General features: G+C 46.2%; 23 protein-coding genes and 1 other annotated feature. Of the genes, 7 read left to right on the plus strand and 16 right to left on the minus strand.

The window, feature by feature from the left end:
• Nucleotides 1–5 precede the first annotated feature (5 nt).
• The 8 genes from mutS to PAHA3_RS12375 all read right to left on the minus strand — a co-directional run bounded on the left by mutS (nucleotide 6) and on the right by PAHA3_RS12375 (nucleotide 10,760).
• A complete protein-coding gene (mutS, locus tag PAHA3_RS12340; protein ID WP_153028210.1) occupies nucleotides 6–2,810 on the minus strand; it encodes a DNA mismatch repair protein MutS in 2,805 nt (934 codons plus the stop codon).
• A gap of 203 nt (nucleotides 2,811–3,013) precedes the next feature.
• A complete protein-coding gene (locus PAHA3_RS12345) occupies nucleotides 3,014–4,264 on the minus strand; it encodes a putative amidoligase domain-containing protein (RefSeq protein ID WP_235599431.1) in 1,251 nt (416 codons plus the stop codon).
• A gap of 201 nt (nucleotides 4,265–4,465) precedes the next feature.
• A complete protein-coding gene (locus PAHA3_RS12350; RefSeq protein ID WP_062835006.1) occupies nucleotides 4,466–5,026 on the minus strand; it encodes an outer spore coat protein CotE in 561 nt (186 codons plus the stop codon).
• 75 nt (nucleotides 5,027–5,101) lie between these two features.
• Nucleotides 5,102–6,079: an aromatic acid exporter family protein gene (locus PAHA3_RS12355; protein ID WP_062835007.1), complete on the minus strand. Its 978-nt coding sequence runs from the start codon at nucleotides 6,077–6,079 to the stop codon at nucleotides 5,102–5,104.
• 348 nt (nucleotides 6,080–6,427) lie between these two features.
• A complete protein-coding gene (locus PAHA3_RS12360; RefSeq protein WP_062836083.1) occupies nucleotides 6,428–7,219 on the minus strand; it encodes an ABC transporter permease in 792 nt (263 codons plus the stop codon).
• Nucleotides 7,220–7,257: 38 nt separating this feature from the next.
• Nucleotides 7,258–8,052 carry an ABC transporter ATP-binding protein gene (locus tag PAHA3_RS12365; RefSeq protein WP_062835008.1) on the minus strand — a complete coding sequence of 265 codons (795 nt, stop codon included), beginning with the start codon at nucleotides 8,050–8,052 and terminating at the stop codon, nucleotides 7,258–7,260.
• A gap of 29 nt (nucleotides 8,053–8,081) precedes the next feature.
• Nucleotides 8,082–9,086, minus strand: a complete 1,005-nt coding sequence (locus tag PAHA3_RS12370; RefSeq protein WP_062835009.1) for an ABC transporter substrate-binding protein — start codon at nucleotides 9,084–9,086, stop codon at nucleotides 8,082–8,084.
• A 159-nt stretch (nucleotides 9,087–9,245) separates the two neighbouring features.
• Nucleotides 9,246–10,760: a carboxypeptidase M32 gene (locus PAHA3_RS12375; RefSeq protein WP_062835010.1), complete on the minus strand. Its 1,515-nt coding sequence runs from the start codon at nucleotides 10,758–10,760 to the stop codon at nucleotides 9,246–9,248.
• A gap of 446 nt (nucleotides 10,761–11,206) precedes the next feature.
• On the opposite strand from PAHA3_RS12375, the gene PAHA3_RS12380 reads away from it, so the two are divergent.
• The 4 genes from PAHA3_RS12380 (at nucleotide 11,207) to PAHA3_RS12395 (ending at nucleotide 13,410) form a co-directional block, all read left to right on the plus strand.
• Entirely contained in the window at nucleotides 11,207–11,782 is a 576-nt protein-coding gene (locus PAHA3_RS12380; protein ID WP_062835011.1) for a beta-class carbonic anhydrase, read from the plus strand.
• A 172-nt stretch (nucleotides 11,783–11,954) separates the two neighbouring features.
• Nucleotides 11,955–12,521, plus strand: coding sequence for a PadR family transcriptional regulator (locus tag PAHA3_RS12385; protein WP_062835012.1), 567 nt, complete (start codon nucleotides 11,955–11,957; stop codon nucleotides 12,519–12,521).
• 98 nt (nucleotides 12,522–12,619) lie between these two features.
• Nucleotides 12,620–13,126 carry a hypothetical protein gene (locus tag PAHA3_RS12390; RefSeq protein WP_062835013.1) on the plus strand — a complete coding sequence of 169 codons (507 nt, stop codon included), beginning with the start codon at nucleotides 12,620–12,622 and terminating at the stop codon, nucleotides 13,124–13,126.
• A 5-nt stretch (nucleotides 13,127–13,131) separates the two neighbouring features.
• Nucleotides 13,132–13,410, plus strand: a complete 279-nt coding sequence (locus PAHA3_RS12395; RefSeq protein WP_017687903.1) for a YxcD family protein — start codon at nucleotides 13,132–13,134, stop codon at nucleotides 13,408–13,410.
• A gap of 149 nt (nucleotides 13,411–13,559) precedes the next feature.
• On the opposite strand, the gene tyrS is transcribed toward PAHA3_RS12395, so the two are convergent.
• From tyrS to PAHA3_RS12435, 8 genes are all read right to left on the minus strand, one after another.
• Nucleotides 13,560–14,822, minus strand: a complete 1,263-nt coding sequence (gene tyrS / locus PAHA3_RS12400) for a tyrosine--tRNA ligase (RefSeq protein ID WP_062835014.1) — start codon at nucleotides 14,820–14,822, stop codon at nucleotides 13,560–13,562.
• Nucleotides 14,823–14,939: 117 nt separating this feature from the next.
• Nucleotides 14,940–15,167: a binding site (T-box leader), on the minus strand.
• 99 nt (nucleotides 15,168–15,266) lie between these two features.
• Nucleotides 15,267–15,716, minus strand: coding sequence for a DMP19 family protein (locus tag PAHA3_RS12405; protein WP_062835015.1), 450 nt, complete (start codon nucleotides 15,714–15,716; stop codon nucleotides 15,267–15,269).
• A 20-nt stretch (nucleotides 15,717–15,736) separates the two neighbouring features.
• Nucleotides 15,737–16,180 (minus strand): Imm63 family immunity protein, encoded by a 444-nt coding sequence (locus PAHA3_RS12410; RefSeq protein ID WP_062835016.1) that lies wholly within the window; start codon nucleotides 16,178–16,180, stop codon nucleotides 15,737–15,739.
• Nucleotides 16,181–16,334: 154 nt separating this feature from the next.
• Nucleotides 16,335–17,804: a protein adenylyltransferase SelO gene (locus PAHA3_RS12415; RefSeq protein ID WP_082762791.1), complete on the minus strand. Its 1,470-nt coding sequence runs from the start codon at nucleotides 17,802–17,804 to the stop codon at nucleotides 16,335–16,337.
• Between the two features lie 323 nt (nucleotides 17,805–18,127).
• Nucleotides 18,128–19,444 carry a nucleobase:cation symporter-2 family protein gene (locus tag PAHA3_RS12420; protein WP_062835017.1) on the minus strand — a complete coding sequence of 439 codons (1,317 nt, stop codon included), beginning with the start codon at nucleotides 19,442–19,444 and terminating at the stop codon, nucleotides 18,128–18,130.
• 213 nt (nucleotides 19,445–19,657) lie between these two features.
• A complete protein-coding gene (locus PAHA3_RS12425; RefSeq protein ID WP_062835018.1) occupies nucleotides 19,658–20,437 on the minus strand; it encodes an NRDE family protein in 780 nt (259 codons plus the stop codon).
• A 46-nt stretch (nucleotides 20,438–20,483) separates the two neighbouring features.
• A complete protein-coding gene (locus PAHA3_RS12430; RefSeq protein WP_062835019.1) occupies nucleotides 20,484–20,783 on the minus strand; it encodes a Dabb family protein in 300 nt (99 codons plus the stop codon).
• A gap of 56 nt (nucleotides 20,784–20,839) precedes the next feature.
• Nucleotides 20,840–21,421, minus strand: a complete 582-nt coding sequence (locus tag PAHA3_RS12435) for a TetR/AcrR family transcriptional regulator (RefSeq protein WP_062835020.1) — start codon at nucleotides 21,419–21,421, stop codon at nucleotides 20,840–20,842.
• A 224-nt stretch (nucleotides 21,422–21,645) separates the two neighbouring features.
• Between PAHA3_RS12435 and PAHA3_RS12440 the strand changes: the two genes are divergently transcribed.
• The 3 genes from PAHA3_RS12440 to PAHA3_RS12450 all read left to right on the plus strand — a co-directional run bounded on the left by PAHA3_RS12440 (nucleotide 21,646) and on the right by PAHA3_RS12450 (nucleotide 24,765).
• A complete protein-coding gene (locus tag PAHA3_RS12440) occupies nucleotides 21,646–22,761 on the plus strand; it encodes an NADH:flavin oxidoreductase (protein ID WP_062836085.1) in 1,116 nt (371 codons plus the stop codon).
• Nucleotides 22,762–22,987: 226 nt separating this feature from the next.
• Nucleotides 22,988–23,839: an AraC family ligand binding domain-containing protein gene (locus tag PAHA3_RS12445; protein ID WP_062835021.1), complete on the plus strand. Its 852-nt coding sequence runs from the start codon at nucleotides 22,988–22,990 to the stop codon at nucleotides 23,837–23,839.
• Nucleotides 23,836–24,765, plus strand: coding sequence for a DMT family transporter (locus PAHA3_RS12450; protein WP_062835022.1), 930 nt, complete (start codon nucleotides 23,836–23,838; stop codon nucleotides 24,763–24,765). Before PAHA3_RS12445 ends, PAHA3_RS12450 begins: the two co-directional genes overlap by 4 nt.
• Nucleotides 24,766–24,777 lie beyond the last annotated feature (12 nt).

Raw genomic sequence — 24,777 nt, forward strand, 5'->3', positions numbered from 1 at the left:
TATACTCAGGATAATTGCTGTGCCTTCAATTTGAGATCATTCAATATCTGCATCGCCTGAAGAGGCGTCATATTCATGACGTCGATATCTTTCATCGTACGGATGAATTCTCGCGCTGGTTTATCCACCGCAACTACATCCGCTTTCGTTGCCACACTCGGCTCATCATCTCCAAAGATGGACAGTTGAACCACATCCGATTGGCTCGCACTGGACTGTACTTTGCTGCTGTTTGATTTCTTGGCATGTTGCTTCCCAACCGAATCTTCAATAGAAGCTGTGTAATCTGTACTTTCCACAGTCTCATACTCCCGAATTAATGGTGCTGCATCCGTGTGCTGGAATTCTACACCTTTGACATTCAGGCCTGCTTCCTGCTTCTCACTACCGATATACTCACTACCTACCGCTACCTGCGCAGCTGCATGCTCGAACCCATGCAACAATCCATTCGCCCGCTCAATAATGCTATCAGGCAGACCTGCAAGCCGTGCACAATAGATACCATAACTGCTGCTGGCTGCCCCGGCAATCAATTTGCGTAGGAAATTAACTTTGTCACCACTCTCCTGTACGGCCATCGAGTAGTTGGCCAACTTGTCCAGACTCTCCTCCAGATGAGCAAGTTCATGGAAATGAGTTGATACAAGAGCTTTACAGCCGATAATATCATGTACATATTCAATAACAGACTGTGCGATAGCCATACCTTCGCTGGTTGACGTTCCCCGTCCCAATTCATCGATAATGATCAGACTGCGCGGTGTCGCTTTGTCCGTCATGACCTGAATATCCGCCATCTCCACCATGAATGTGCTTTGTCCACCAATGAGATCATCCGCGGCACCGATCCGTGTGAATATGCGATCCATGATCGGCACTTCCGCCTGACCCGCAGGTACAAAACAACCTACTTGCGCCAAAATGGAGATTAAAGCGACCTGTCGCATATACGTACTCTTACCAGCCATATTCGGACCGGTAATCAGCAGAATACGTGCCTCTTCCTTGGTCATTGCCGTGTGATTGGCAATAAATGCGCCATCTCGCATGACCGCCTCAACGACCGGATGACGTCCTTCTTCTACAACCAGATCATAACCGTCGGTCAGTGTAGGTCGTACAAAGTTTCGCTCAGCACTGATCACCGCAAAGGACTGATACACATCAATCTCTGCAACCTGTTCGGCCAGTTTCTGCAGTCTTGCAATTTCTTTGTTCAATCGCTCGCGCAGCTCTGCGAACAGTCCATACTCAATATCAACCATTTTGTCCTGAGCTTCAAGAATCAACGTCTCTTTTTCCTTCAACTCCGGCGTAATATATCGTTCTGCATTAGCGAGTGTCTGTTTACGTTCATAACGTCCCTCTGGCAACGAGGACAGATTGGACTTGGTGATCTCGATATAATAACCAAACACTTTGTTATATCCAATCTTCAGCGATCGAATGCCTGTCGCCTCACGCTCTCGCGCTTCCAGCTCCGCAATCCACTGTTTCCCGTTGACCGAAGCCTCACGCAATTCATCCAGACGTTCATGATAGCCTTCACGAATAAGACCTCCGTCCCTTACCGATACCGGCGGCTCGTCCACAATGGCTTGCCCGATGGCTTCACGCAGATCATTGCAATCATCCATCGTATTGGCAATATGTTGGAGTGTTGCAGAAGAAGATCCAGCGCAATGCTGGCGTAGCCCTGGAATTTTCTCGAGCGATGACTTGAGCGCATTCAGATCACGACCATTGGCATTACCAAAAGCAATCCGGCCTACCAATCGCTCCAGATCATAGATGTCTTTGAGTTCTGCCCGCAGGTCCTCACGCAATATAAACTGGTTGTACAGTGTATCCACCGCTTCCAGACGCTCATTAATCTTCCCTTTTTGCAGCAATGGCTTATCGACCCACCGACGCAGCATTCTCGCACCCATGGACGTCTCAGTCCGATCAAGCAACCAGAGTAATGAACCTTTTTTGGAACGCTCACGAACGGTTTCCACTAATTCCAGGTTTCGGCGGGTAAATGGGTCTAAGATCATGTAATGATCCGGCTCATATGTTGAGATTTGTGTTAATTGTCCAAGCGAACGTTTCTGTGTCTCACTCAGATAGGAGAAAAGTCGTGCAATACACGCTTGACGTTCAGGCTCCAATCTGGCCCACACAGCCTCTCCAAACTGCTGACGGACCAGATCTTCCTTATTCTTTGTCCACGACGTGTAGACCACAGGGCGACCGATTGGAGATGCCTCGGCTTCTACCGTTTCAAGCAACGCTGCATCCCCTACAAGCTCCGATGGTTCATAGATTCCGATTTCATCCTTGAGCCATTCCTTGGAATAGGGTACTGATGTCACATACAATTCACCTGTTGAAAGATCACAAGCTGCAAGCGCCAGCGTATTCTGATTACCTGTAAGACAGACCATGTAGTTGTTGGACTTGTCCCCCAGCGTTTTTCCTTCCATCACCGTTCCGGGTGTAACCACACGTACAATTTCACGTCGAACCATGCCTTTAGTTACACTTGCATCTTCCATCTGCTCGCATATCGCGACTTTATATCCTTTTTCAATCAGACGCTGTATGTAATTGTCAGCCGAATGATAAGGTACACCGCACATCGGAATTTTGTCATCCGTGCCCCCATTACGTGCGGTCAGCGTGATCTCAAGTTCACGGGAAGCATTAATCGCATCCTCGAAGAACAGTTCATAGAAGTCACCCAGTCTAAAAAATAGAAAAGCATCTTGCGCTTCGGCCTTCACTTGCAAATATTGTTGAATCATCGGCGTATACTGAGCCATGATGAATATCCTCCATCCCGTTCCTATAATGTCAGGAAGAAACGCGTCCTGGAAGGACAATAAGACGGTCAGGCACTGTGTTTGCGCCTCCGCCTTATGTTTTGGCTAATCGCCACTTCCTTCAAAGGTTGCTGCTTCCATATCTTCCGTTGCTATCATTTAAAAAGACTTGTTTCTTATTATATCAAAAAAACGCCCGTACTTCATGAACCTGCCCGAATATTCCAGAGTTTGCGAATATCGCGGCTCTCATCCCAGGTTCTTCCCAGTTTTAATTGAAGGAGTAACGGTGACGCATACCGCTCATAACGTGCATATCCATCCAAGCTCTTCAGATCATCTACCAGAGCTGGAATGTGTTCCTTGATCACTTCGCGCTTTCCTTCATAAAAAGCGGTATGAACATCAGCTTTCTCCAACGGACGCTGCCGTAATTGAGTATACCCGCTCACGATCAGACCTGCCAATGCCACAACGCCTTTCGCAACAAGGGGCGACACAAGGAAACTGGGTAACGTACGATACTCAAACCCACCGTAGGATTTCAGGCGAAAATCACCAAGTGCTCCATAACGGGGCCGTCTCCCCGATCCACGCGGGTCTTGAAGAAATGCCAGCGGCAATGCCAGATAATTGTCCAGTGCACGGAGCAGTTCCCCGGTAAGATTCACGCCACTAAAATGAATATGACCGCCTAGAGGTAATCCACGCTGTGGCATCCCTCCTGCCTGCCAGATGAGTGAGTGATCACTGATGCTGCGAGAAGCCGCTGCGAATGCCCTCATAAGATGAGCCAGTAGCTCACGCGGCTCAGAGCTGGGTGCGGGCCGCAATTCGGCAATTGGGTATATACGCCGGCCACCAATCGTCACGGAATCACAGCCTGCCATTCCTGAGCGTTCGAGAAATCTGGAGGCGGGTACAATTTTGGATTCTGGCATCTGTACCAGAACAAACTCGGGGTCCATCCCAAGTATGGGAACGGGTCTGTGATTCCACTCCTCATCCAGCAGTTCCTGCTGCTGCTTCCAGCTTTCCCTGTAGGTAGCGGCAAGGTTGGTCACCCCTTTCCAGGGGCACGGATCGATCGAAATCACGGCACAACCGCCGTTCCCGGAGGATTCCATTCGAACAGCTCCATGATCCAGTCCTAGCGTATACAGCGTTTTGATCGCAAGCCGTTCAACACGCTTGAACAAGGTTGAACTCGCTTCACGCTCCAACAGACTTTCCTGTGTCCCTCCCATGCCGCTAGTATCCTTACGCTTGATCCGGATCGCCTGCAGACAGCTTATCTCTACATCGTAGCGTACACGCAAACCTGGTTCACGCTTACGCCGATCCTGTAGTGACAATACTTCTATGCCTGCCTGTTTCAACCGTTCTGTACGTTGAGCAGAGGTCATATCTTCATATCGGCGTAGCGCTTCCTCCGCTTGTTGCATCACATTCATGACGCCCCCCCTCCCAGATCATGCAACTAAAATAAAAATAACCCCGCAATGCGGAGCCTTCCCGTGAAAGGTATTCCTGGCACATTGCGAGGCTCGTTACCACCCATTTTTCAATATTTAAGAAGAAAGAGGGCTTACGCCCTCTTCACCGCGCCTTCTGGCGCATATGATACCTTAGGTTATCAAATACAGGCGTCCAACTCACAGCTCATCGTCGAGCAGATCAGGATCGAGATCGTCATAATCTCCATCGCCACTGCCAAAGTCATAGTCCTTGTCTTCGTAATCACCGCAACCATCTGTGCAGACCTTCACACAAACTTTTGTCTCGGCAACGAGTTCCACAGCGAATTCCCTTTCTACCCGGATAATTACACTGCTTCCACCTGCTGATACTGTGGCTTCCACACAGCTAGGTTCCTGCGTTGCATCCGCAGATACCTCTACTGTGGAAGTCCGGTGTTTCGGGTCCAAATAGGACAAAGGCACATGTTCTACATACGACACCGTTTCTTTGGCTACATCCGTCTGCGAATTCTTGTCATAGGAATACCAAATGTTGATATCGTAAGTACCAATAACTTCAATTCCGTCACCCGCTGATACGGCTTCATATTGGTGGTTGATAATCCAAGCCCCCAAAATACTTGTCGGACCATTTGGCGGAGTCACGGTATGTGTTACGGTAGAGAACTTACGACCTTTGCCGCAGATCGCCTTCGTGATAATCTCTCTACATTGATGTTTATGACTCAATGACATCTTTAAACCTCCTCCATACAATCATTCACTACAAGTGTATGCAGGGCATTCGTCTAGGGTGACAACTATTTTCTATTATTCGTTTGTAGATTGGGACCGGTCCGAGATTGGGGACGGTGCTTTGTCCTTCTTCGCGACTTTCAGATAAAGCGCGAGTTCGCGGCATAGCTGGAGAATTGCTGAACGAATCTCGAATTCTTCCCTTGTATCCGGCAGCTCCATACGTCTGAATTCTTCTTGCACATCCGCAAGAAGTTTTTCAGTTCGTCCAGTGTAGGATTCAGTAAGCACATCCTGACTGAGTTGATCGAATAGCTCCGATACCATTTCCGCATGTGGCATCTTCTCATAGATCTGGGACACCAGATGCATCATGTGCTGGATGGAGTCCAGCTGCGTTTTGCGCATATAGAAGTAGACACTCCATTCCTCATTCGGATGAATCACCTGATTCTCCAGAGATCGCTTGGCTGCTTCGATGCCGCCCAGAATCGCTTTATCTGCTTCAATCAGTTCTCTCCCTGCCCACGCTTCATTAGGATTACGCAGCGTCGCCGCAAATTCTTTGAAGATCTTCGAGAAAAGTTCATCGATACGTTTGCGGATGCGCAGCATTTGTGGATCGGCTGCCGGCATATAAGCAAGGTTAACTGCCATTGCTGAACCAAGACCAATCAGCAGCAATGCAATTTGCACGAGAATGACATGAATGTCCATCTCCCCGCCCCCAAACACCCGAAACACCACGACTGATCCTGTTACAATGCCTTCCTTGAAGCCTACCCGAACAATCACCGGGAATGCGATCAATATGTATACTGCCAGCACCCAATAATGGAAGCCTAGAAAGTGAAAAAGTACACTTGCAAATAAAAGCCCAACTACTGAAGCAAAAAAACGCGCCGATATGGTGCGAATACTTCGTTTTCTCGTTACATCCACGCCAAGAATGGCAAGCAATCCCGCTGATGTTGGTCCCGGCAGGCGGCACCAATCCGCAATCAATACGGCCATTAATGCGGCGATTGCGGTTTTAATTACCCTAAAACCCATTTAACATTCCATCTCCTCTAAGCTGCAAAAAAATTCTTAGCCAGCTCGTCGCCTCATTCAGTTATGATGACTAGTATGTCTCATCCAAATGTAAACTAGACGACATCAACCGACATGCGCATGCATGCCGGTCACAGCAACACGCCCCGAATGAGGGACGCTGGCAAGTTAGATCGTTGCGACAGAACCTCAAGGCCCTCTTCTCCAATCATCGCATTCATTCCGGATCTGCGCGGAATATTCATACTAAATATGGTACTTGATTTTACGGTATCGGGCAACGTGACACCCCTTGTGAAATTGTATACATATCATAAACATTCATAATAGGAATAAAACACGGCTAAATCACCTGCGCCCAGCGAGTAATTTGCGCTCTGCATACACAACAAGTTGATACATGGCTGTTGCAACTGCAGCAATAATTAACAGACTCGATAATACGAGCGTGAAGTTGAATACCTGGAATCCGTAGATAATCAGATAACCAAGACCTTGTTTAGCGACCAGAAACTCACCTACGATTACCCCCACCCAAGCCATACCTACGTTAACTTTCAAGGTCGATACAATCGCCGGAAAAGAAGCAGGCAATACGACTTTCGTAAAAATCTCGGAACGGTCTCCACCAAACGTACGAATGACTTTAATATAGTTGGGATCAACTTCATTGAAGCTGTTATATACCACCAGTGTCGTGATAATGACCGTGATGGACAACGTGGTCATGACAATCGCTGTAAAACCCGCGCCGAACATAACGATAAAGATCGGGCCGAGGGCTACCTTTGGCATACTGTTAAACACAACCATATAGGGGTCCAGCACTTTAGACAAAAAAGGAGACCACCAAATTAAAACCGCAAGCAAGGTCCCCACCAGTGTTCCCAGTAAAAAACCAACTGCCGTTTCCCCTACGGTAACTCCTACATGTGCCCACAACTCCCCGCTTGCGATGTCTTTACCGATCTGAGCAAAAATTTTACTAGGATAACTGAACAACAGCACATCAATCCATCGGAGTCTGCCCGCCAGTTCCCACAGCAAAAACATAGATACCAGCATGGATAACTGTACAGCAAGCACTTGATGTCGCCATCTGGCCACCTGCTGAATATGATTCCGATGCAGCTGCCCCATCCACTCGTCACGCTTTTCCTGCTTCGGATTCGTTTGATTCACGCGTCTCTCTCACCTCCCCCGGACTGGTCCAGTTCGCTCCATAACGCCTGAAACAGCTCATTGAATCCTTCTTGCTCCCTGGCATGAAATGGCTGAGATTTGCGAATTCCATCGGGAATGATAAATTCACGACGGATACGACCCGGATTGCGATCCAGTACAATGACGCGGTCGCTGACCGCAATGGCTTCAGACAAGTCATGTGTGACAAGTACAGAGGTTTTGCCAAACTCTTTTAACGTGTCCGAAACCAGATCTTCCAGTTGCAGCTTGGTTTGATAATCGAGTGCCGAGAACGGTTCATCCAACAATAAAATTCCCGGGTCGGTTGCCAGCGTACGCACCAGAGCCACCCGTTGTCTCATGCCTCCTGAAAGCTCTGAGGGGTACTGATTCTCTGTCCCAGCCAAACCCATACTTATCAGCAGTTCCCGTACACGCTCACGGCTACGCTCATCCAGTCTGCCTGTCAATTCAAGTCCGATCAATGCATTATCCAGAATGGTCCGCCATGGAAACAGATAGTCCTGTTGAAGCATATAACCAATCTGTGCGGAGGGGCCGCCTACGAGCTTGCCTTTAATCTTGACCTCTCCTTGAGTAGGTGTGAGCAGCCCGGCGATGATCGACAACAATGTCGTTTTACCGCATCCGCTCGGTCCAACCAGACTGACGAACTCCCCTTTCTGGATCTCAAGACTCAAGTCTTCAATCACCAATGAAGCCTCCCGCTCGCTGACATAGACTTGAGAGATCCCTTCCAGTCGGATCACACTTTCGGATTCAGGCATTCTGCTCACTTCCTTTCCTGAATACCCCATTACTTCGATATCGTAGCTTCTTCCGCATAGGCATTATCCACAATTGCATTCAACTCCACGCGTTCTTTCAACTCTCCGGCGGCACTCATGACATCAAGCAGATTGTTCCACTCTTCCTCATCAATGATCGGGTCCGTTGCATAGCTGCCCTGTTCCTTATAACGGTTCACACTGCTGACCAGAATGGCTGGATCGATGTCTTTGAAGAAAGGTGTAATAACTTCTGCAATCTCTTCAGCCGTATGGGAATCTACCCATGCTTGCGCTTTGTGCAGACCGTTCGTAAACTTCTGTACGATATCCTTGTTGTCGTTAAGATAGCTTTGTTTCGTCATGAAGACGGTGTAAGGCAGAAGACCACTTTCTGTTCCAAAAGATGCAACAACCTTGCCCCGACCTTCTTGTTCAAAGATCGATGCCTGGGGTTCGAACAGTTGAACATAATCACCCGTGCCTGAGGCGAAAGCAGACGCAATGTTGGCAAAGTCCACATTCTGAATCAGCTCCAAATCACTTTGCGGATCGATACCATGTTTGTTCAATGCAAACTCCCCTGCCATTTGTGGCATTCCGCCTTTACGCTGCCCGAGAAATGTGGAATCCCTCAGTTGCTCCCAATCGAAGCTGCCTTCCGGGTTACGTGCGAACAGGAAAGTACCATCCGTCTGGGTAAGCTGGGCAAAGTTAATGACCGGATCTTCCGCTCCCTGCTGATAGACGTATATGGACGTCTCTGCACCTACCAGTGCAATGTCCACTGAACCGGCGAGCAATGCCGCCATCGTTTTGTCACCGCCAGCTGTCGTCTGAATCTCCACCTCAAGTCCCTGCTCCTCAAAAAAACCTTGAGCCACGGCCACATACTCCGGTGCATAAAATACCGAACGAGTCACTTCGCCAATCGTAATCTTGGCTTCATTGTCTTCCTTATTACAGCTGGTGAGTGCCACAATGATAATCAGCAGAATAACGATGCCCCGGACGAACCATGGCGTGTATTTCATGTTGTTTCCCTCCTTCACTGGTTTCAGCAGTTTCTCTCTATTATGGATATGCTGATGCCCAACAAAAGGTTAAGAACTTGAATGCAAAAAAGAGCCGGGCAATGATGCCCGACTCTTCAGCTCTTCGAAATGCTACTGTAATACGCTGTTTAAGCGCTATTACAGCTTGTAAATCTCCGCATATTTAGCTTCCAGATAATCGGCTAGATAATCCGGATTCAATTCTTCACCCGTTACGGCAACAATCAATTCGGAAGGTGTGCGACTTTTGCCATATCGATAGATTTTGTCTGTAAGCCATTCCTTAATTGGAATGAGATTACCTTCGGCAATATGGGTATCGAACTCCGGCATTTCCTTGCGCAATGTATGTAGAATTTGAGCTGCATACATATTACCCAGAGAATACGATGCAAAGTAACCGAAGTCGCCACCGGACCAGTGAACATCCTGAAGAACACCGTCTCCATCATTCGTTGGCATAATACCAAGGTATTCCTTGTATTTTGCATTCCAGGTCTCTGGCAGATCCTTCACTTCAAGGCCATCATTGAACAACATTTTCTCAATCTCATATCGGATAATAATGTGCAGGTTATAGGTTAGTTCATCCGCTTCAATCCGAATAAGCGAACTCTCCACCCGGTTGATTGCACGATAGAAATCTTCCAGTGCAACCTCGCTCAGTTGCGGGAAATGCTGCTGCAAATCTTTGTAATAGCGTGTCCAGAACGGCAGACTGCGCCCAATCATGTTTTCCCAAAGACGGGACTGGGATTCATGAATACCCATGGACGTTCCTTCTGAAAGAAGGGTACCCGCCAGACTGTCATCAATATTTTGCTCATACAGGGCATGTCCGCCCTCATGCAGTGAACTGAAGACTGCGCTCGCTACATCATCCTGCAAATAATGTGTGGTGATCCGCACATCACCCGGGTTAAGGCCTGTTGCAAAAGGATGAACACTCTCGTCCAATCGTCCAGCTTCAAAGTCATAGCCCATCTGTTCCAGGATGAACAGACTGAACTTTTCCTGCTGTTCAGTGTCAAACAACTGATTCAGGAACTCTGTATTTGGCTTGTTTTCTGAAACATTAATCTTCTCTTGTAGAGGCACCAGACGTGCTTTGAGGCGGGCAAATACAGCATCCACTTTCTCAACGGTCAGATCCGGCTCATACATATCAAGCAACGTATCATAACGCGTATCCTTCACACCCCAATAATCAATAAACTCCTGTTTGAGCTTAACGATATCTGTCAGATAAGGTGAGAAGCCTGCGAAATCGCTGTTATGCTTGGCATCTTCCCATGCGGTTTCGGACTTGGCCGTGAGCACGGTATACGCTTGTACTTTCTCAGGTGGTACTGACTGACTGCGATCATATTCTTTCTTGCAATCCTCAACCAAACGACGATCTATATCTTCGAGTTGTTCCAATACTGCTGGAGTAGTTAATGCATCCAGGTAGGTCTTCATGTCAGCAGAAGTTTGCAGCTTGAATGCTTCGGTGGACAACATACCCAGCGTCTCCGAACGAGTCGGAACGCCTTTTTTCGGCGCACCTGTGCGCAGATCCCAGTGAAGCAAACCAATGGCTTCATGATAGCTCTTAATTTTACGAGCCAAATTACGGAAGGATTCCAAATGTTCTAGTGTTTGTTTATCCATTGTTATCGTTCACCTCTTCAAAAAAAATGTTATACCCTATTGATGATACTTTTCCCATTGCGTATAATCAACTTTTAACAGAGGCAAATTGCATTATCCTCCTGAAGATACGTGTTCAAAAAGTCTGGTTTTCATTACCGAGAAGATGAAATGCAGGTAGAAATGGTGTATCGGAGCGTAGGAAAACTACGTGTGCAACTACATGTTTCCGAAGGAAACAATCTTCGTAAGCGTCTGCTTATTTCGGCTGAATTTCAACTTCGATGCTGATGATGCTCTTAGGCATCATTCGTAATCAAAAACGGACTTTTTGAACAACCTCTAAAAAGGTTGGAGTAATGTGATCTGCTGACCGTGATATACTAATAACGCAAAGGCGCGTAGGACAAGCTGCATCAAATGCAAGTGGCCGTGCTCGTCGTATTGGATAACAGGAGGCAATGGACATGAACAACATTCAAGAGATTTTGGCTTACAACAAATCATTTGTCGAGACTAAAGAATACGAAAAGTATACGGCTGGAAAGTTTCCAACCAAAAAGATGGTTATCATCACTTGTATGGATACACGTCTGGTGGAAATGCTGCCCAAGGCCATGAATCTGAAGAACGGTGATGTGAAAATCATCAAAAACGCTGGCGCGATTATCTCTCAGCCTTTCGGCAGTGTAATGCGTAGTGTGCTTGTCGCCATCTATGAACTGGGTGCAGATGAAGTTCTGGTTGTTGGACATACGGAATGTGGTATGGCTTCCCTTCACGCAGAGACCATGATTGGACATATGGTTGAGCGTGGTGTATCGGAAGAAGTCATGACAACCCTGGAGAATTCTGGCATCCGTCTACAAAAGTGGTTGCGCGGGTTTGACAGCGTAGAAGAAGGGGTAAAACATACTGTGGAAGTGATCAAGAAGCATCCTCTACTTCCACCCAATGTACCCGTCCACGGCATGGTTATCGATTCTGCTACAGGTGAGCTTGATCTTGTCGCTGAGGGGTATGGACAACAGGCATCTCTCTAAATGGTTTGGAGTGCGGACCTTATGGTTCGCACTTTTTTTGTCTAAATTGAGGCAGTTGTTCTGTCAGGTTGTCAAACCATACAGTTTCAGTGTACACTTTTATGAAAGCGGTCAAAGAAAGCAAATTTGTTTATTTTCTCTGACCCAGCCCTAATATTAAGGAGACATGTGCATGAACATACTTTCCTACGGATTGCTCGGGCTACTTACCCGCGAGGAGTCATCGGGCTATGATCTGATGCTGAAGATTCAGCCGCATTGGCAGGCGAAGCACAGCCAGATCTACCCGCTCCTGTCCAAGATGGAAAACGATGAGTTATTGGCCTCCCGCTGGGTACAGCAGTCTGACAAACCGGACAAGAAAATGTACGCAGTTACGGAAAAAGGCATTGAAAAGCTCTTGGAATGGATGATTACTCCTGTTACCGCACCGGTTACACGCGATGAATTTAATTTGCGTATCTTGTGTGTTGGCATTGCGGAAGACGGAAGCATGAGACGCATTCTGAATGAGCGTAAAAGCTGGTTTATGGAACGCATCCGTTATTTCGAGGATTTGAAATCACGTATACCTCTGGATAATCTTCGTGTAGGCAACCGAGATTTTGGAAGCTACATCCTGGTACAAAAAGGGTTAATGCATGCGCAAACAGGCCTGGAATGGTGTCATTGGGTTACCCAATTGCTTGATGGCCAAGCTGCAATTCAAGACCCAAATCCAAGCGTTTCAGAAATTTAATAAAATTTGAAACGTTACTGCTAGTTGAACGTATTACATGAGTAAGGCCCATTTTTGGGCGATTCAAACAAATTAATCGGGGGGTTACGATCTTTACAATGAAGAAAAAATTTGGAGTTAAACATCTAATGATGGTATTTATGGCCTTTACATTATTGTTCGCAACAGTGGGAGTAACGAATCCGGATTCTGCGGATGCAAGACGTGGTGGCGGATTCAAATCCGGTACGAAAAGTTATACTAACACACCTAAGAAATCCGACTCCAACAGTAACGTGAATCAATCCAATTCCGGTAATAACTCCGGTACTGGTGCAGCTGCAACCCGTGGTGGTGGATTCTTCGGCGGTGGCGGCGGCTTCATGAAAGGCATGATGCTTGGTGGTCTTGCTGGTATGATGTTCGGTGGATTGTTCGGTGGCATGGGCGCCCTGGGTAACATCCTTGGATTGCTCGTGAACGTTGCCGCAATCATGTTGATTGTTATGCTGGCTATGGCACTCTTCAGAGCCATCTCCAACCGTCGTAAACCTGCAGCGGATGGTCGTTATGACCGCCGCAATGATGATCGTGATGATGACCGTAACAGAAACGGACGGTACTAATCTCTATGGTTCTGAGCATGGATGAAATTGTGAATGCAATCTGTATTCATATGGCAGAACGTAAGGGTGTACGTCCAACCGATGTGAACGTAGAACTGAGCTGGGAAGAAGATACAGGTTATTCCGCTGAAGTTTGGATTCAAGGCCGCAGTCAATATCTGGTGGAGTCCAATATGATTGAAGCGATTCTTCGCTACCTGCACAGTGAATACAACATTCGGGCGTACCGTGAGAACGTGCGACTTGATCTGGATGAAGAGATCACAGCCATCGTTAATCAATAATATAGGTCAAGCAATAACGTTATACAAAAGACCGTCTCCGCTCTGTCGCTTGACAGAGATGGAAGACGGTCTTTTTGTTTCTAAATAAGTGTTGTGGTATAGTCTGATACGTTTCCGTATTTCGTTCTAAAACTTCTAATACTTAGACACTATGATTGGAGTTTAACCAGGCTGTAGTTCTTTTTACCTTTACGGATAATGATGAATTTACCGCCAATGGCATGCTCTGCCGACACGGTGAATTCAAGCTCCGTGATTTTCTCACCATTCATGGAAATCGCACCTTTGGTGACATCCTCACGCGCTTGGCGCTTCGATGGCTCCAGACCCAGATCCACGAGCCAGTCCACGATATTTTTCGCTTCGCCGTCCGTTTCAAATGTTGGCATTTCCTTGAAGCCCTGCTCGATTTCATCTGCTGTCAGGGAACGGATATCACCACTGAACAGCGCCGCTGTAATACGCTTAGCCTGTTCCAGCATTTCTTCGCCGTGAACGAATTTTGTCATTTCTTCCGCGAGTGCTTTCTGTGCTTCACGTTTATGTGGCTCTGTCTCTACCTTTTCAGCCAAAGCTTCAATCTCTTCTTTGCTCAGGAAGGTAAAGTATTTCAAGTATTTAATGACATCACGGTCATCTGTATTCGCCCAGAACTGGTAGAATTCAAATGGTGTCGTTTTGTTCGGATCAAGCCAGATTGCGCCGCCAGCTGTTTTACCGAATTTGGTTCCGTCGGATTTGAGCATCAGCGGAATGGTCAGACCGTACGCTTTCGCTTCAGATCCTTCTTTTTTGCGGATCAAGTCGAGACCACTCGTGATATTACCCCATTGATCAGAACCGCCGATTTGAAGCTGTACATCCTCGTTCTGGAAAAGGTGCAAGTAGTCGAGTGATTGAAGAATCTGGTAGGAAAACTCGGTAAACGAAATTCCGCCTTCCAGTCTGCTCGCAACGACATCCTTAGCCAACATCGTATTGAGGTTAAAGTTTTTGCCGTAGTCACGCAAGAATTCGATGACATTGATTTTGTGTGTCCAATCGTAGTTGTTCACCATACGAACCTGATTGTCACCGTCGGTTACGAAGAGCTTCTTCATCTGTGCTGTCAGTGCATCCACATTCTCCTGCACCTGCTCCATGGTTTGCAAAGAACGCTCTGCCTGACGTCCACTTGGATCACCAATCGTACCTGTAGCTCCACCAATCAGAATGACTGGACGATGTCCTGCCAGTTGAAAACGTTTGAGCATCATGAAGGGAATTAGATGTCCGATGTGCATGCTATCCCCCGTAGGGTCAACTCCGCAGTACAAGGAGACGGATTTCGTTTCAGTCAACTCACGCAGTCCCTCTGCATCTGTCTGCTGGTTAATGGCGTCACGCCACTGTAGTTCATCAATAATATTCATTCGTAAAAACCCCTTTTCTATCCTCAAGATTCAGTCATGATCTACGTTAAATTACGAAATAACACGCTGGAACGGCTTTTTTGGACACAAAAAAATCGCCTCCTTGTCTTCATTAGACACAGGGACGATTATCATAACCGTGGTACCACCCAAATTGCATGGACAACACGTGACCTTAACACGCTATCCATACCACTTTTGGCAATATATCGTTTGCCCATCCGCTTGGCATTACCCAAGTACTCCAGAGTGTAATTCGCAGCCCTTGTATGTATCAGGTTCCATCAACCCCTGACTTTCTGTAACAGGGACAAAGCCGCTACTGCGCTCTATCAACGTGATTCATGTATTCAATTTATAGCAAGTATAGCCGAACGTTTGAGTCATTGCAAGGGCAAGTATGCAATCTTTCAACAGAGCTATGGGTGCATAGTTGAAACCAGCTTATATAGTCATCATGTTCAATTTCCCGTGGTAATAACAATAGGCCTTCTCCGCAATCTGATCCTCATTGCTCCAAAATTGCTGATCCAACGTATCTAAACGCTGCTCCTGTTCCTGTGTCAGAAATTTAGGAATATCCCACAGTTCAGTAAGCCGTTCATCCTCTTCCAGATGCTCAATGCAGCCGTATGCTGATGTTACAATCTCCAACACTTGAGTCGCACCAATGGTATGTAATGCCCGTAACGCGTAACGGTATACCTCTTCACCCCAGTTACAGAAAAACTGAATAAAACCGCCATTAAAGACATCCGCCTCTAACAGCCATAAAGCAGCAATGTCCTGCTCGTTCGAAGTCAACGAAGCCCAGCCCTGTTCAGATTCATTCTTTTTTTCGACAAATAACACAGCATAATCATACCATACATCATTAATATCTTGCTCGCTCACGTAACACACCTCATTTTTATTTATTTCATACCTTCTAACTCCTGACGTTTACCCGTCTGATGCCAATGTAAATACGGATCACCGATCTGCTGGAAGGCTTCCTGAACACCCCTGTTTAGTTCATTCATCACTTCATTTGTGTAGTCCAAATGCGTCTGTTTATTATCCACGCCATATCTTTCCAACAACCCCACATGCGTCGCGGTGAAAATACTATCCTCCAGCAGCCAATAGATGACTTCATCTGGCTGTTTCACCCGTTTCTCTAACGAGACGAGACCACGTTCGTATATTCGAACGATATACGTATCTTTTCCACACTCTACATAGGGGACACCATCCGATTTAAAGCTCTCAAACATACGGTTAACATAGTTCTGCATCTGTTCCCTATGGAAAGCTGTTCGCTCTAACAACTCTAAAAGGATCGCTGCCAGTTGTTGTTTGCTTAACATGTTGGACATCACTACACCTGCCTATATAAGTAAATCACTTCTTCTCTAATTATTACATGACAATCTCCGAATTCAATGTCAATGATGGATATTAACGTCGATGACAGTGTGAAAAAATGAAAAAGCTGCCCACGGCAGCCTTTTCTTCTTTCATATTGTTTAATCAGGTCCCACAAAAAGTCTGATACGAAGTATTACATTGTGCAGGTAGTTCAGCATATTCAGCCTGTTCAGGTGAATGCTTGAATGGATCTGAAAGAACAGCCAAAAGCTTCTCCAACAAGCTAAGATCTCCATGATTCTCTGCTCGCTCAAGCGCTTCTTCGACCCGATGATTGCGAGGAATGACGGCTGGATTGCTTGTTCTCATCAACTGCTTAGACACTTCCTTCTCCCCTTGCTGACTGTCCAATCTTGATTGCCAACGCGCATGCCATTCAGCAAATTCTGTCGTGCCAGACAACGTTGTCCCTTCCAATGTATCAAAGGTCAAAGCCAGGAACGTATTGGTGTAATCTGCACTATGCTTCTCCATAAGTTCAAGAAGATCCTTGATCAAGGCCTCATCTTCGGCCTCTTCATCCAACAAGCCAAGTTTGGCACGCATCCCCTTGAGCCAGTGATGATGGTACAATTCAGAAAATTGTGCGATGGCATCCTGCGCGAGTTGCACCGCCTGTTCTTCATCTTCATGCAACAACGGCAGAAGTGTCTCGGCAAATCGAGCCAAATTCCACCCGGCAATATACGGTTGATTACCATAAGCATAGCGACCTTGTCTGTCAATGGAGCTAAATACGGTCGAAGGATTGTAATTATCCATAAAGGCGCATGGACCATAATCAATGGTCTCACCACTAATGGCCATGTTATCCGTGTTCATCACACCATGAATGAAACCAACACGCTGCCACTGGGCAATGAGAGCCGCCTGCCGCTTAATCACTTCCTGAAGGAGCAGAAGATAACGATTTTCGGCTTGAGCAACCTCAGGAAAATGTCGATGCAACGTGTAATCGGCCAACGCCCGAAGATCTTCAATTGAGCCCCATCTTGCTGCGTACTGAAAGGTTGCTACCCGGATGTGACTGGAAGCCACACGGGTCAAGATAGCTCCAGGCCGCTCTGTTTCGCGAATAATGTTTTCTCCTGTAGACACCACCGCCAGACTGCGAGTCGTTGGAATACCCAGTGCATACATAGCTTCACTAATGATATATTCACGCAACATGGGTCCAACAGCAGCTCGTCCATCCCCTCCACGGGAGTAGGGTGTTCTTCCTGAACCTTTCAGCTGGATATCCACTCGCTCGCCCTGTGGCGTAATCTGTTCTCCCAGCAGCAAAGCCCGTCCATCACCAAGCATGTTAAAATTGCCGAATTGATGTCCTGCGTAGGCCTGAGCTAAAGGCTCGGCTCCTTCCGGAATCAGGTTACCTGCAAAAATTTGCGCTCCTTCATCACTGTCAAGAGACTCCACATCCAGTCCCAAGCTGGATGCAAGCAGTCTATTGAAAATAATCAGCTTCGGTGAGTCAACCGGAACCGCACCCTGACTTGTAAAAAAGGGTTGCGGTAGCTGCGCATAACTATTGTCCAAATTCCAGCCTTTGTTCAGCGTTTCTTGTTGCATGGTGATCACAACTCCTTTTCTGTACCCAAGGGATACCCCCAGGTTTTATTTTAGCCTTGTGAACCAATGCTCATTTATGTAGTCGCATGGAAATTCAATGTAGAGAACATCTAAAATGTTCTTGATGAAACTTTAGCATATTTGCATTCCTTTTGCATTCCTCTTAAGTAGTAACTTTGATAAACTGCCCACCTATCGTTCTTTCTGCACAAAAAAATCCAAGAAGTTCTTTGCAAGTGGAGTCATTTCCTCTCATTCCACTGCCCAGAAAAACCCTCTTGGATCTGTTCCCTTTACCTATGCAATCCCTGATAAAACAAGAATTACGTGTGCGCTTCCTGTGCCTGTACAGGCTGTACTGGCAAGCTCTTATTTTTGAAACCGAGGTTAAAGAAGACATTAAGCAGGATGGCTGATAAACTTCCGGTAATAATACCATCGCTCACAATAATACGAATGCTTTGGGGAAGCTGTGCAAACAGATCCGGTACAGCGGTAACACCAAGTCCAAGGGAAACGGAGCAAGCCACGATCAACAGATTGGATTGTTTGGCGAAATCGACGTTTTGCAGCATTTTGATCCCGGATGAGACGACCATGCCGAACAATACGACAGTCGCTCCACCTAATACAGCACTTGGAATAATCGTTGCAAAAGCAGCTACCTTCGGAATGAGTCCCAAAAAGACCAGTATACCTCCGGCTGCTACAACAACATTGGTCGTTTTCACTTTGGAGAGCTGAACCAAACCGACATTCTGAGCAAATGTATTGTATGGAAAGGCATTGAATATGCCACCTAGAACAAACGCAAGACCTTCTGCACGATATCCCCGTGCCAAATCTTTTTCGTTGATCGGTTGATCACAGATTTTACTCAAAGCCATAAACACACCTGTTGATTCGATAATTACTACCGTACCTACAATAATCATTGTAATAATGGGGCCGATTTCGAAGGTTGGCCATCCAAAGTAGAAGGGTTGGGGCAAATGGAACCAGGAGGCTTCCTGTACAGCGGCAAAGTTCACTTTTCCCATGAAAGCTGCGATGAGGGTCCCCACGATAATACCCAGGAGAACAGCCAGGGATTTAACAAAACCACGAGCATATCGATTCAGAATAAGAATGAAAAGTAATACGCCAAAGGAAAGAGCCAAATTATCCAAGCTTCCGAAATTCTCGCTGTTTGCTCCACCCGCCATGTTTTTAATACCGGTTGGGATCAGCGCAAGACCGATGATGGTTACCACTGTACCTATCACAACTGGTGGAAACAATTTGACGATTTTGCTGAAAAATACGGCAAAGATGACGATAAATAACCCGGCTGCAATGATCGACCCATATATGGCGGGAATTCCGTATTGCGATCCAATCGCAATCATCGGTGTGACCGCTACAAAAGAGCTTCCAAGCACCGCTGGCAAACCTATACCCAGATACTTCCCTTTTCGCGCCTGAAGCCATGTTGCAATCCCGCACGTTAACAGGTCAATAGATACCAGATACGCCAACTGCTCTGCAGTCAAATTTAGTGCTCTGCCCACAAGTAAAGGTACCAGAATTGCTCCCGCATACATCGCGAGTACGTGCTGAATCCCCAGTGAAAAAACTCTCATCTTTTTGGTTTCTTTCATCCCACGTTGCCCCCCTGAAATTAGAATCAACCGAACCGCTGCAAAATCATGTTATGTTGATTCACATTATATAAACTATTCAGGGAAGTTCCATGATTCATAACATAGAATTGTTATAAGAGATAAAGAGCCCAACTAAAATTGGGCGTGTTGTACAAAGGGTAATCTCAAACCTTTTATATGGCGTCATATTATCTAACACCTTATACATTCTCAGCTTGTCCAGTTGAGAGGCTTGATGTTAAAACGCTGCTCCATAACCTCTCCGTTCTGATGAACCCTCTCCGTGAAAAACACTTCTTCTCTGGTCATCAGGACAACGGACGAAGCTCTGGTTCCATAGTCAAATTTCTCACTTCTAACGAAGATGGGAGAAAGCAAACGTTCCCATTCCAATGGAACACCTGTATGGGGTAGAAGATCATCCACTGAAGGGTCTGCAATTTGCAGCAAATCTAATATTTGCTCTGTCAAGGAAGCTTCATCCTCCCCGTTGATGATTTTCTCAAGCCCTTCTTTCCCGCGTTTCACCTTGGGCCAATCCGTATTGATCAAGTGATTACTAATCCCGTATATTCCGGGTGTCAACTTCATCACAACGTTGCCCACATTAGAGTAATAATAGAGGTCGTCAGGATCACCCACCAACAAATTGTAGCCAGGATAATCATTGCGACTTTGCTCCGCACAGTGCATATATTGCTCAGGTGTGGACGTGCCCTTTAAAAAATCAGCAACCAGATCTCCTCTTGAACCCTTGGCATGTACATCTTCATTCGGATCACGATAATTCGTAACAGCAGCCAGTCGTCCCCCTGTGGTTACGCCCATCCAAGTTCCCATTTTCGATAAATCCCGACCTGCCAATATTTGAGGGTGATCTTCCCAATAATGTGCTTGAGCCGTAGGTCTGTGATAGAATTCATCCCTATTTGATCCCAGAATAAGCGGATACTTTGGATGCATGTTGTAAGCAAATAAAATCAAACACATGGAAACCTTCAACTCCTATATTCATTAAACCTCTGATATCAGGGCTTTATATCGCATAATCAACTACAATGACATCTTCCACCCAACCATCCAGGGAAGCTACAAATGCCTGATGAGCAGGATGTGGACCATAGGCGCGCAATGCGTCCTGATCTTCAAATGTCACTCTCAACCCAATCGTATAACCTTGAATACGGTCCGTTTCTTCCGTTTCATTGATCCCTGCGGTCAACGCCACAATCCCCGGGATTTGTTCCTTCAACGCGAGCAATTGAGCCACCCATTCCTGTTGCTTGGCTAATGTGATTTTATCGTTAAATTTAAAAACAACCAAATGTTCAAACATTTTGTTATTCCTCCTATGTCCATTCGAATAGTAAAATGTAATTTCGTTAAATGAATTTAATTCAACAATTCCAATCCGCCCATCATATAGGGGACCACCCTGTTGGCTAATTCAGCAGGGGATTCCTGCCCGCCTTCAATGTTCCATCGATAGGTCATTCCATAGATCGACCAGCTTAGCATGGTTGCCGTAATTTTTAGCGTTTTGGGATCTACATCCCCCGCTACTTTGCTCATTAATTCAAGAAGGAATTGCTCCAGTTGAGTCTTGATGTTCTCTTCAATAATTGGTGCAACCGCCTCATATTTTTTGATGCATCCATGACTTGAGACGTGATAGTCACATAATGAAAATATAAGTTGCTGTATGGTTTCGGCTGTTAACCGGGCATCCGGGTCCACCCTTTTCGTTACATATTCCATAAAAGCATCCGATAACAAGGCTTCAAGCAGTGCATATTTATCCTGAAAATGGGCGTAGAAAGTAGCTCTGTTAATTGTGGCTTGTTCCGTAATGTTTTGAATCGTAATGCTGTTGAAATTTTTAAGATTCAATTGGTTTAAAAACGCATCAAGAATTAATTGACGCGTGCGAATCACACGCGGATCATTCGAGTTTGGAGACAATACACCAGACATGTACCAATCCTCCTTAGTATACAAAAATATTTGGTTAGACTTCTTCATTATAGATAAGTGTTATTTGTTCAACAAGTGAAAGTAAGTACAAAGACACCATACAATAATCAGCGTCTTTCGCTTAAGCAACAAAATGCTCCGATTGTTGGTTGAGCATGCCTATAGACCTTGTTAAGATTGCACTCGTACCCGCTTGAAGGTGCATAATAATGGAGGTGCTTAGTTTGAATAATCAACAACATAACGTTATTTCTACGGAGTTTCTGTTTCAACCATACACTGTTAAAAAATTAACCCTGTCCTCGCGCATCATCATGTCCCCCATGGCTCGTGCCTTCTCCCCGGATGGTGTCCCAGGCCCCGATGTAGCTGCATACTATCGCCGACGAGCCGAGCATGGTGTTGGACTCATTATTACCGAAGGTGCGACGATTGAGCATCCGTCTGCATCAAGTGAATCTAGACTCCCTCATATGTATGGAGAAGCAGCTCTTCAAGGGTGGGCTAAAGTAGTCGAACATGTTCATGAAGCCGGCGGCAAGATTTTCCCTCAGATTTTACATATGGGAATCGTTCGTCCTTCCGGATCTCAACCTCACCCGGAAGCCGCTTCGCTTAGTCCATCAGGAATTGATATGGAAGGTACTCAAGTAGGTGCGCCTATGACGGAGGCAGAGATCGCAACAGTGATTCAAGCTTATGCCGATGCAGCGGCCAATGCGCAAAGCATTGGTTTTGACGGGATTGAGCTTCACGGTGCGCACGGTTTTCTAATCGATCAGTTTTTCTGGAAAACGACGAATATCAGAACAGACCGCTACGGTGGCGACCTTGAGAAACGAACTCAATTCGCGGTTGAACTTGTTAAGGCAGTCCGTGCGGCGGTAGGCCCCGATTTTCCTATTGCCATGCGGATCTCCCAATGGAAGATGAATGATTATCATGCCAGACTGTTCGACACACCCGAACAACTGGAACAATTCCTTCGTTTGCTGGTTGACGCTGGTGTAGACATCTTCCACTGCTCCACACGACGCTTCTGGGAGCCCGAGTTCGAAGGATCTGAGCTTGGATTTGCAGGTTGGGTACGGAAGCTGAGTGGTCAAACCACCATTACTGTCGGTTCTGTGGGGATGCCCGATGAGCCTGAAGCAGGAGCAGATAAAGCAACACATCCAGGTATGAGCGAACTTATGAAGCGATATGAGCAACAGGAATTTGATCTGGTGGCTGTGGGACGTGCGCTTCTTGGTGACCCGGCATGGGCTGCCAAAATACGTGAAGGCCGCGTATCCGAGATTCAAGCTTTTACACCTGAAGCACTGGCTACATTAAATTAAGAACAATTAATTATTGTTCCGGACATTTTTTTGCCCCATATATATAGGTTTGAACTCATGAATCAACTATACTAAGCAAAAGGCTCGCTTTCTCTTCGGGATTGCGGGTATTTTGTTTTGGAGTAACCCTGTCCGATCAGACACTTCGAGCAATAGCAATATCGTTCAAGAAAAAGCCTTCTTTACATCCTATACTGACGTTAACATACAAGAAAGAAGGTGCATCATGACTCGGGAAGTTCGGACTGTGGTATTTGATACCGATCTACAGCTAGAAGCTTATCAATTTGAAGGCATCATGCAGAAATTCCCCAATCATTTTCATGACTATTATGTCATTGGATTTATTGAGCAAGGCAAGCGACACCTCGTCTGCAACAACGAAGAATATATTTTGAATAGTGGAGATATTATAGTCTTTAATCCACAAGACCCTCATGCCTGCGAACAGATCGACGGAAGCACCTTCGACTATCGCTGTATTAACGTCCAGCCTGAGGTCATGCGAGAGTATGTGAGAGAAATTACCGGACAAGCTTACTTGCCCCGGTTTACATCCCCTGTTCTCTACCAGAGTGAACTTGTTGGTTCCCTGCATGAGCTGCATCAGATGATTCTAGAGGAGCAATCGGATTTCTATAAGGAAGAATTATTACTCTTTTTGCTGGATCAATTGCTGCGAGATTATTCGGATGCGGAACCACCTGTTTCCACACAGGACGTCACTACAGAGATCAGGCGTATATGTGATTACATAGAATCTCATTATATGGAGAGCATCTCGTTGAACGAGTTAGCCAACTTGACGGAGATGAGCAAGTATCACCTGCTGCGTTTATTCACTCGCCAAAAAGGGATATCCCCCTACCGTTATCTGGAGACGATTCGCATTAATCAAGCCAAACGACTGTTGGAACAAGGCCAGCTTCCGATTGAAGTGGCAGCACAGACAGGGTTTAGCGATCAAAGCCACTTTACGAATTTTTTCAAAAAACTGATTGGCCTGACGCCCAAGCAATACCGACGTATCTTCAATCATGATGCAGAGCCAAAACGAACCACCAATCATATCGTATGACAAGTCATCATAATACCAAGGTTTCTACTGGACATTTGCTCGCCTTGTTTACCATCTTGATCTGGGGAACTACTTTTGTCTCGACGAAGGTTCTGTTAATTGACTTTTCTCCAGTGGAAATTCTATTTTTCCGCTTTCTGATCGGGTATTTGGTACTGTTGCTGATCTATCCACGTTCACTGCGGATCGCCTCATTCAGAGAAGAATGGCTATTTATCGGAGCAGGTCTATGCGGGGTGACATTATATTTTCTCATTGAAAATGTAGCACTGGTCTACACAACGGCTTCCAATGTGGGTGTTATTGTCTCCATTGCCCCATTCTTCACTGCCGTGCTCGCACATTTCTTCCTGGATGGTGAGAAGTTAACGCGCCGCTTTATCATCGGATTCGGGATTGCCTTGAGCGGTATCATACTCATCGCCCTGAACGGCAGTTTCGTTCTGCAGCTGAATCCGGTAGGTGATCTGCTTGCTTTCATCGCACCTGCGGTATGGGCGATATACTCTGTATTGATGCGCAAAATTGGCGAGCTTCCCTATCACACCATCGGTGCTACACGCAAAGTGTTCTTTTATGGCTTAGTCTTGATGCTACCAGCTCTGCTCCTGTCTGACTTTCATTTGGAGCTTGGCCGTTTTAAGAACATGACTAATCTCTCCAATTTCCTCTACCTCGGACTGGGTGCCTCTGCGTTGTGTTTCGTAACCTGGAACCGGACCGTGAGTCTTCTTGGAGCTATTAAAGCGAGTGTGTATATCTATCTGGTACCTGTCATTACTGTTGTGTCATCTGCGATCATTCTTCGGGAACAGATAACCTGGGTCATCCTGCTCGGGGCGTTCTTAACCTTATTCGGTTCTTACATTTCAGAGCGAACAGCAAATAAGCTCAACAACAAAAACACTAATCCGCGTAGCGGTTAGTGTTTGCTTCAT

Origin of the sequence: Paenibacillus amylolyticus, assembly GCF_001570725.1 — a bacterium.
GTDB lineage: Bacteria > Bacillota > Bacilli > Paenibacillales > Paenibacillaceae > Paenibacillus > Paenibacillus amylolyticus_A.

What these genes read in the sequence shown, in the direction of transcription:
- PAHA3_RS12415 (WP_082762791.1), bottom strand. Translation starts at nt 17,804, where the DNA reads ATGCAACAAGAAACGCTGAACAAAGGCTGGAATTTGGACAATAGTTAT.
- PAHA3_RS12445 (WP_062835021.1), top strand. Translation starts at nt 22,988, where the DNA reads ATGACTCGGGAAGTTCGGACTGTGGTATTTGATACCGATCTACAGCTA.
- PAHA3_RS12420 (WP_062835017.1), bottom strand. Translation starts at nt 19,444, where the DNA reads ATGAAAGAAACCAAAAAGATGAGAGTTTTTTCACTGGGGATTCAGCAC.
- tyrS (WP_062835014.1), bottom strand. Translation starts at nt 14,822, where the DNA reads ATGAATATTATTGATGAACTACAGTGGCGTGACGCCATTAACCAGCAG.
- PAHA3_RS12355 (WP_062835007.1), bottom strand. Translation starts at nt 6,079, where the DNA reads ATGGGTTTTAGGGTAATTAAAACCGCAATCGCCGCATTAATGGCCGTA.
- PAHA3_RS12345 (WP_235599431.1), bottom strand. Translation starts at nt 4,264, where the DNA reads ATGAATGTGATGCAACAAGCGGAGGAAGCGCTACGCCGATATGAAGAT.
- PAHA3_RS12425 (WP_062835018.1), bottom strand. Translation starts at nt 20,437, where the DNA reads ATGTGTTTGATTTTATTTGCTTACAACATGCATCCAAAGTATCCGCTT.
- mutS (WP_153028210.1), bottom strand. Translation starts at nt 2,810, where the DNA reads ATGGCTCAGTATACGCCGATGATTCAACAATATTTGCAAGTGAAGGCC.
- PAHA3_RS12450 (WP_062835022.1), top strand. Translation starts at nt 23,836, where the DNA reads ATGACAAGTCATCATAATACCAAGGTTTCTACTGGACATTTGCTCGCC.
- PAHA3_RS12385 (WP_062835012.1), top strand. Translation starts at nt 11,955, where the DNA reads ATGAACATACTTTCCTACGGATTGCTCGGGCTACTTACCCGCGAGGAG.
- PAHA3_RS12430 (WP_062835019.1), bottom strand. Translation starts at nt 20,783, where the DNA reads ATGTTTGAACATTTGGTTGTTTTTAAATTTAACGATAAAATCACATTA.
- PAHA3_RS12380 (WP_062835011.1), top strand. Translation starts at nt 11,207, where the DNA reads ATGAACAACATTCAAGAGATTTTGGCTTACAACAAATCATTTGTCGAG.
- PAHA3_RS12350 (WP_062835006.1), bottom strand. Translation starts at nt 5,026, where the DNA reads ATGTCATTGAGTCATAAACATCAATGTAGAGAGATTATCACGAAGGCG.
- PAHA3_RS12375 (WP_062835010.1), bottom strand. Translation starts at nt 10,760, where the DNA reads ATGGATAAACAAACACTAGAACATTTGGAATCCTTCCGTAATTTGGCT.
- PAHA3_RS12395 (WP_017687903.1), top strand. Translation starts at nt 13,132, where the DNA reads ATGGTTCTGAGCATGGATGAAATTGTGAATGCAATCTGTATTCATATG.
- PAHA3_RS12410 (WP_062835016.1), bottom strand. Translation starts at nt 16,180, where the DNA reads ATGTCCAACATGTTAAGCAAACAACAACTGGCAGCGATCCTTTTAGAG.
- PAHA3_RS12390 (WP_062835013.1), top strand. Translation starts at nt 12,620, where the DNA reads ATGAAGAAAAAATTTGGAGTTAAACATCTAATGATGGTATTTATGGCC.
- PAHA3_RS12365 (WP_062835008.1), bottom strand. Translation starts at nt 8,052, where the DNA reads ATGCCTGAATCCGAAAGTGTGATCCGACTGGAAGGGATCTCTCAAGTC.
- PAHA3_RS12370 (WP_062835009.1), bottom strand. Translation starts at nt 9,086, where the DNA reads ATGAAATACACGCCATGGTTCGTCCGGGGCATCGTTATTCTGCTGATT.
- PAHA3_RS12435 (WP_062835020.1), bottom strand. Translation starts at nt 21,421, where the DNA reads ATGTCTGGTGTATTGTCTCCAAACTCGAATGATCCGCGTGTGATTCGC.
- PAHA3_RS12360 (WP_062836083.1), bottom strand. Translation starts at nt 7,219, where the DNA reads ATGGGGCAGCTGCATCGGAATCATATTCAGCAGGTGGCCAGATGGCGA.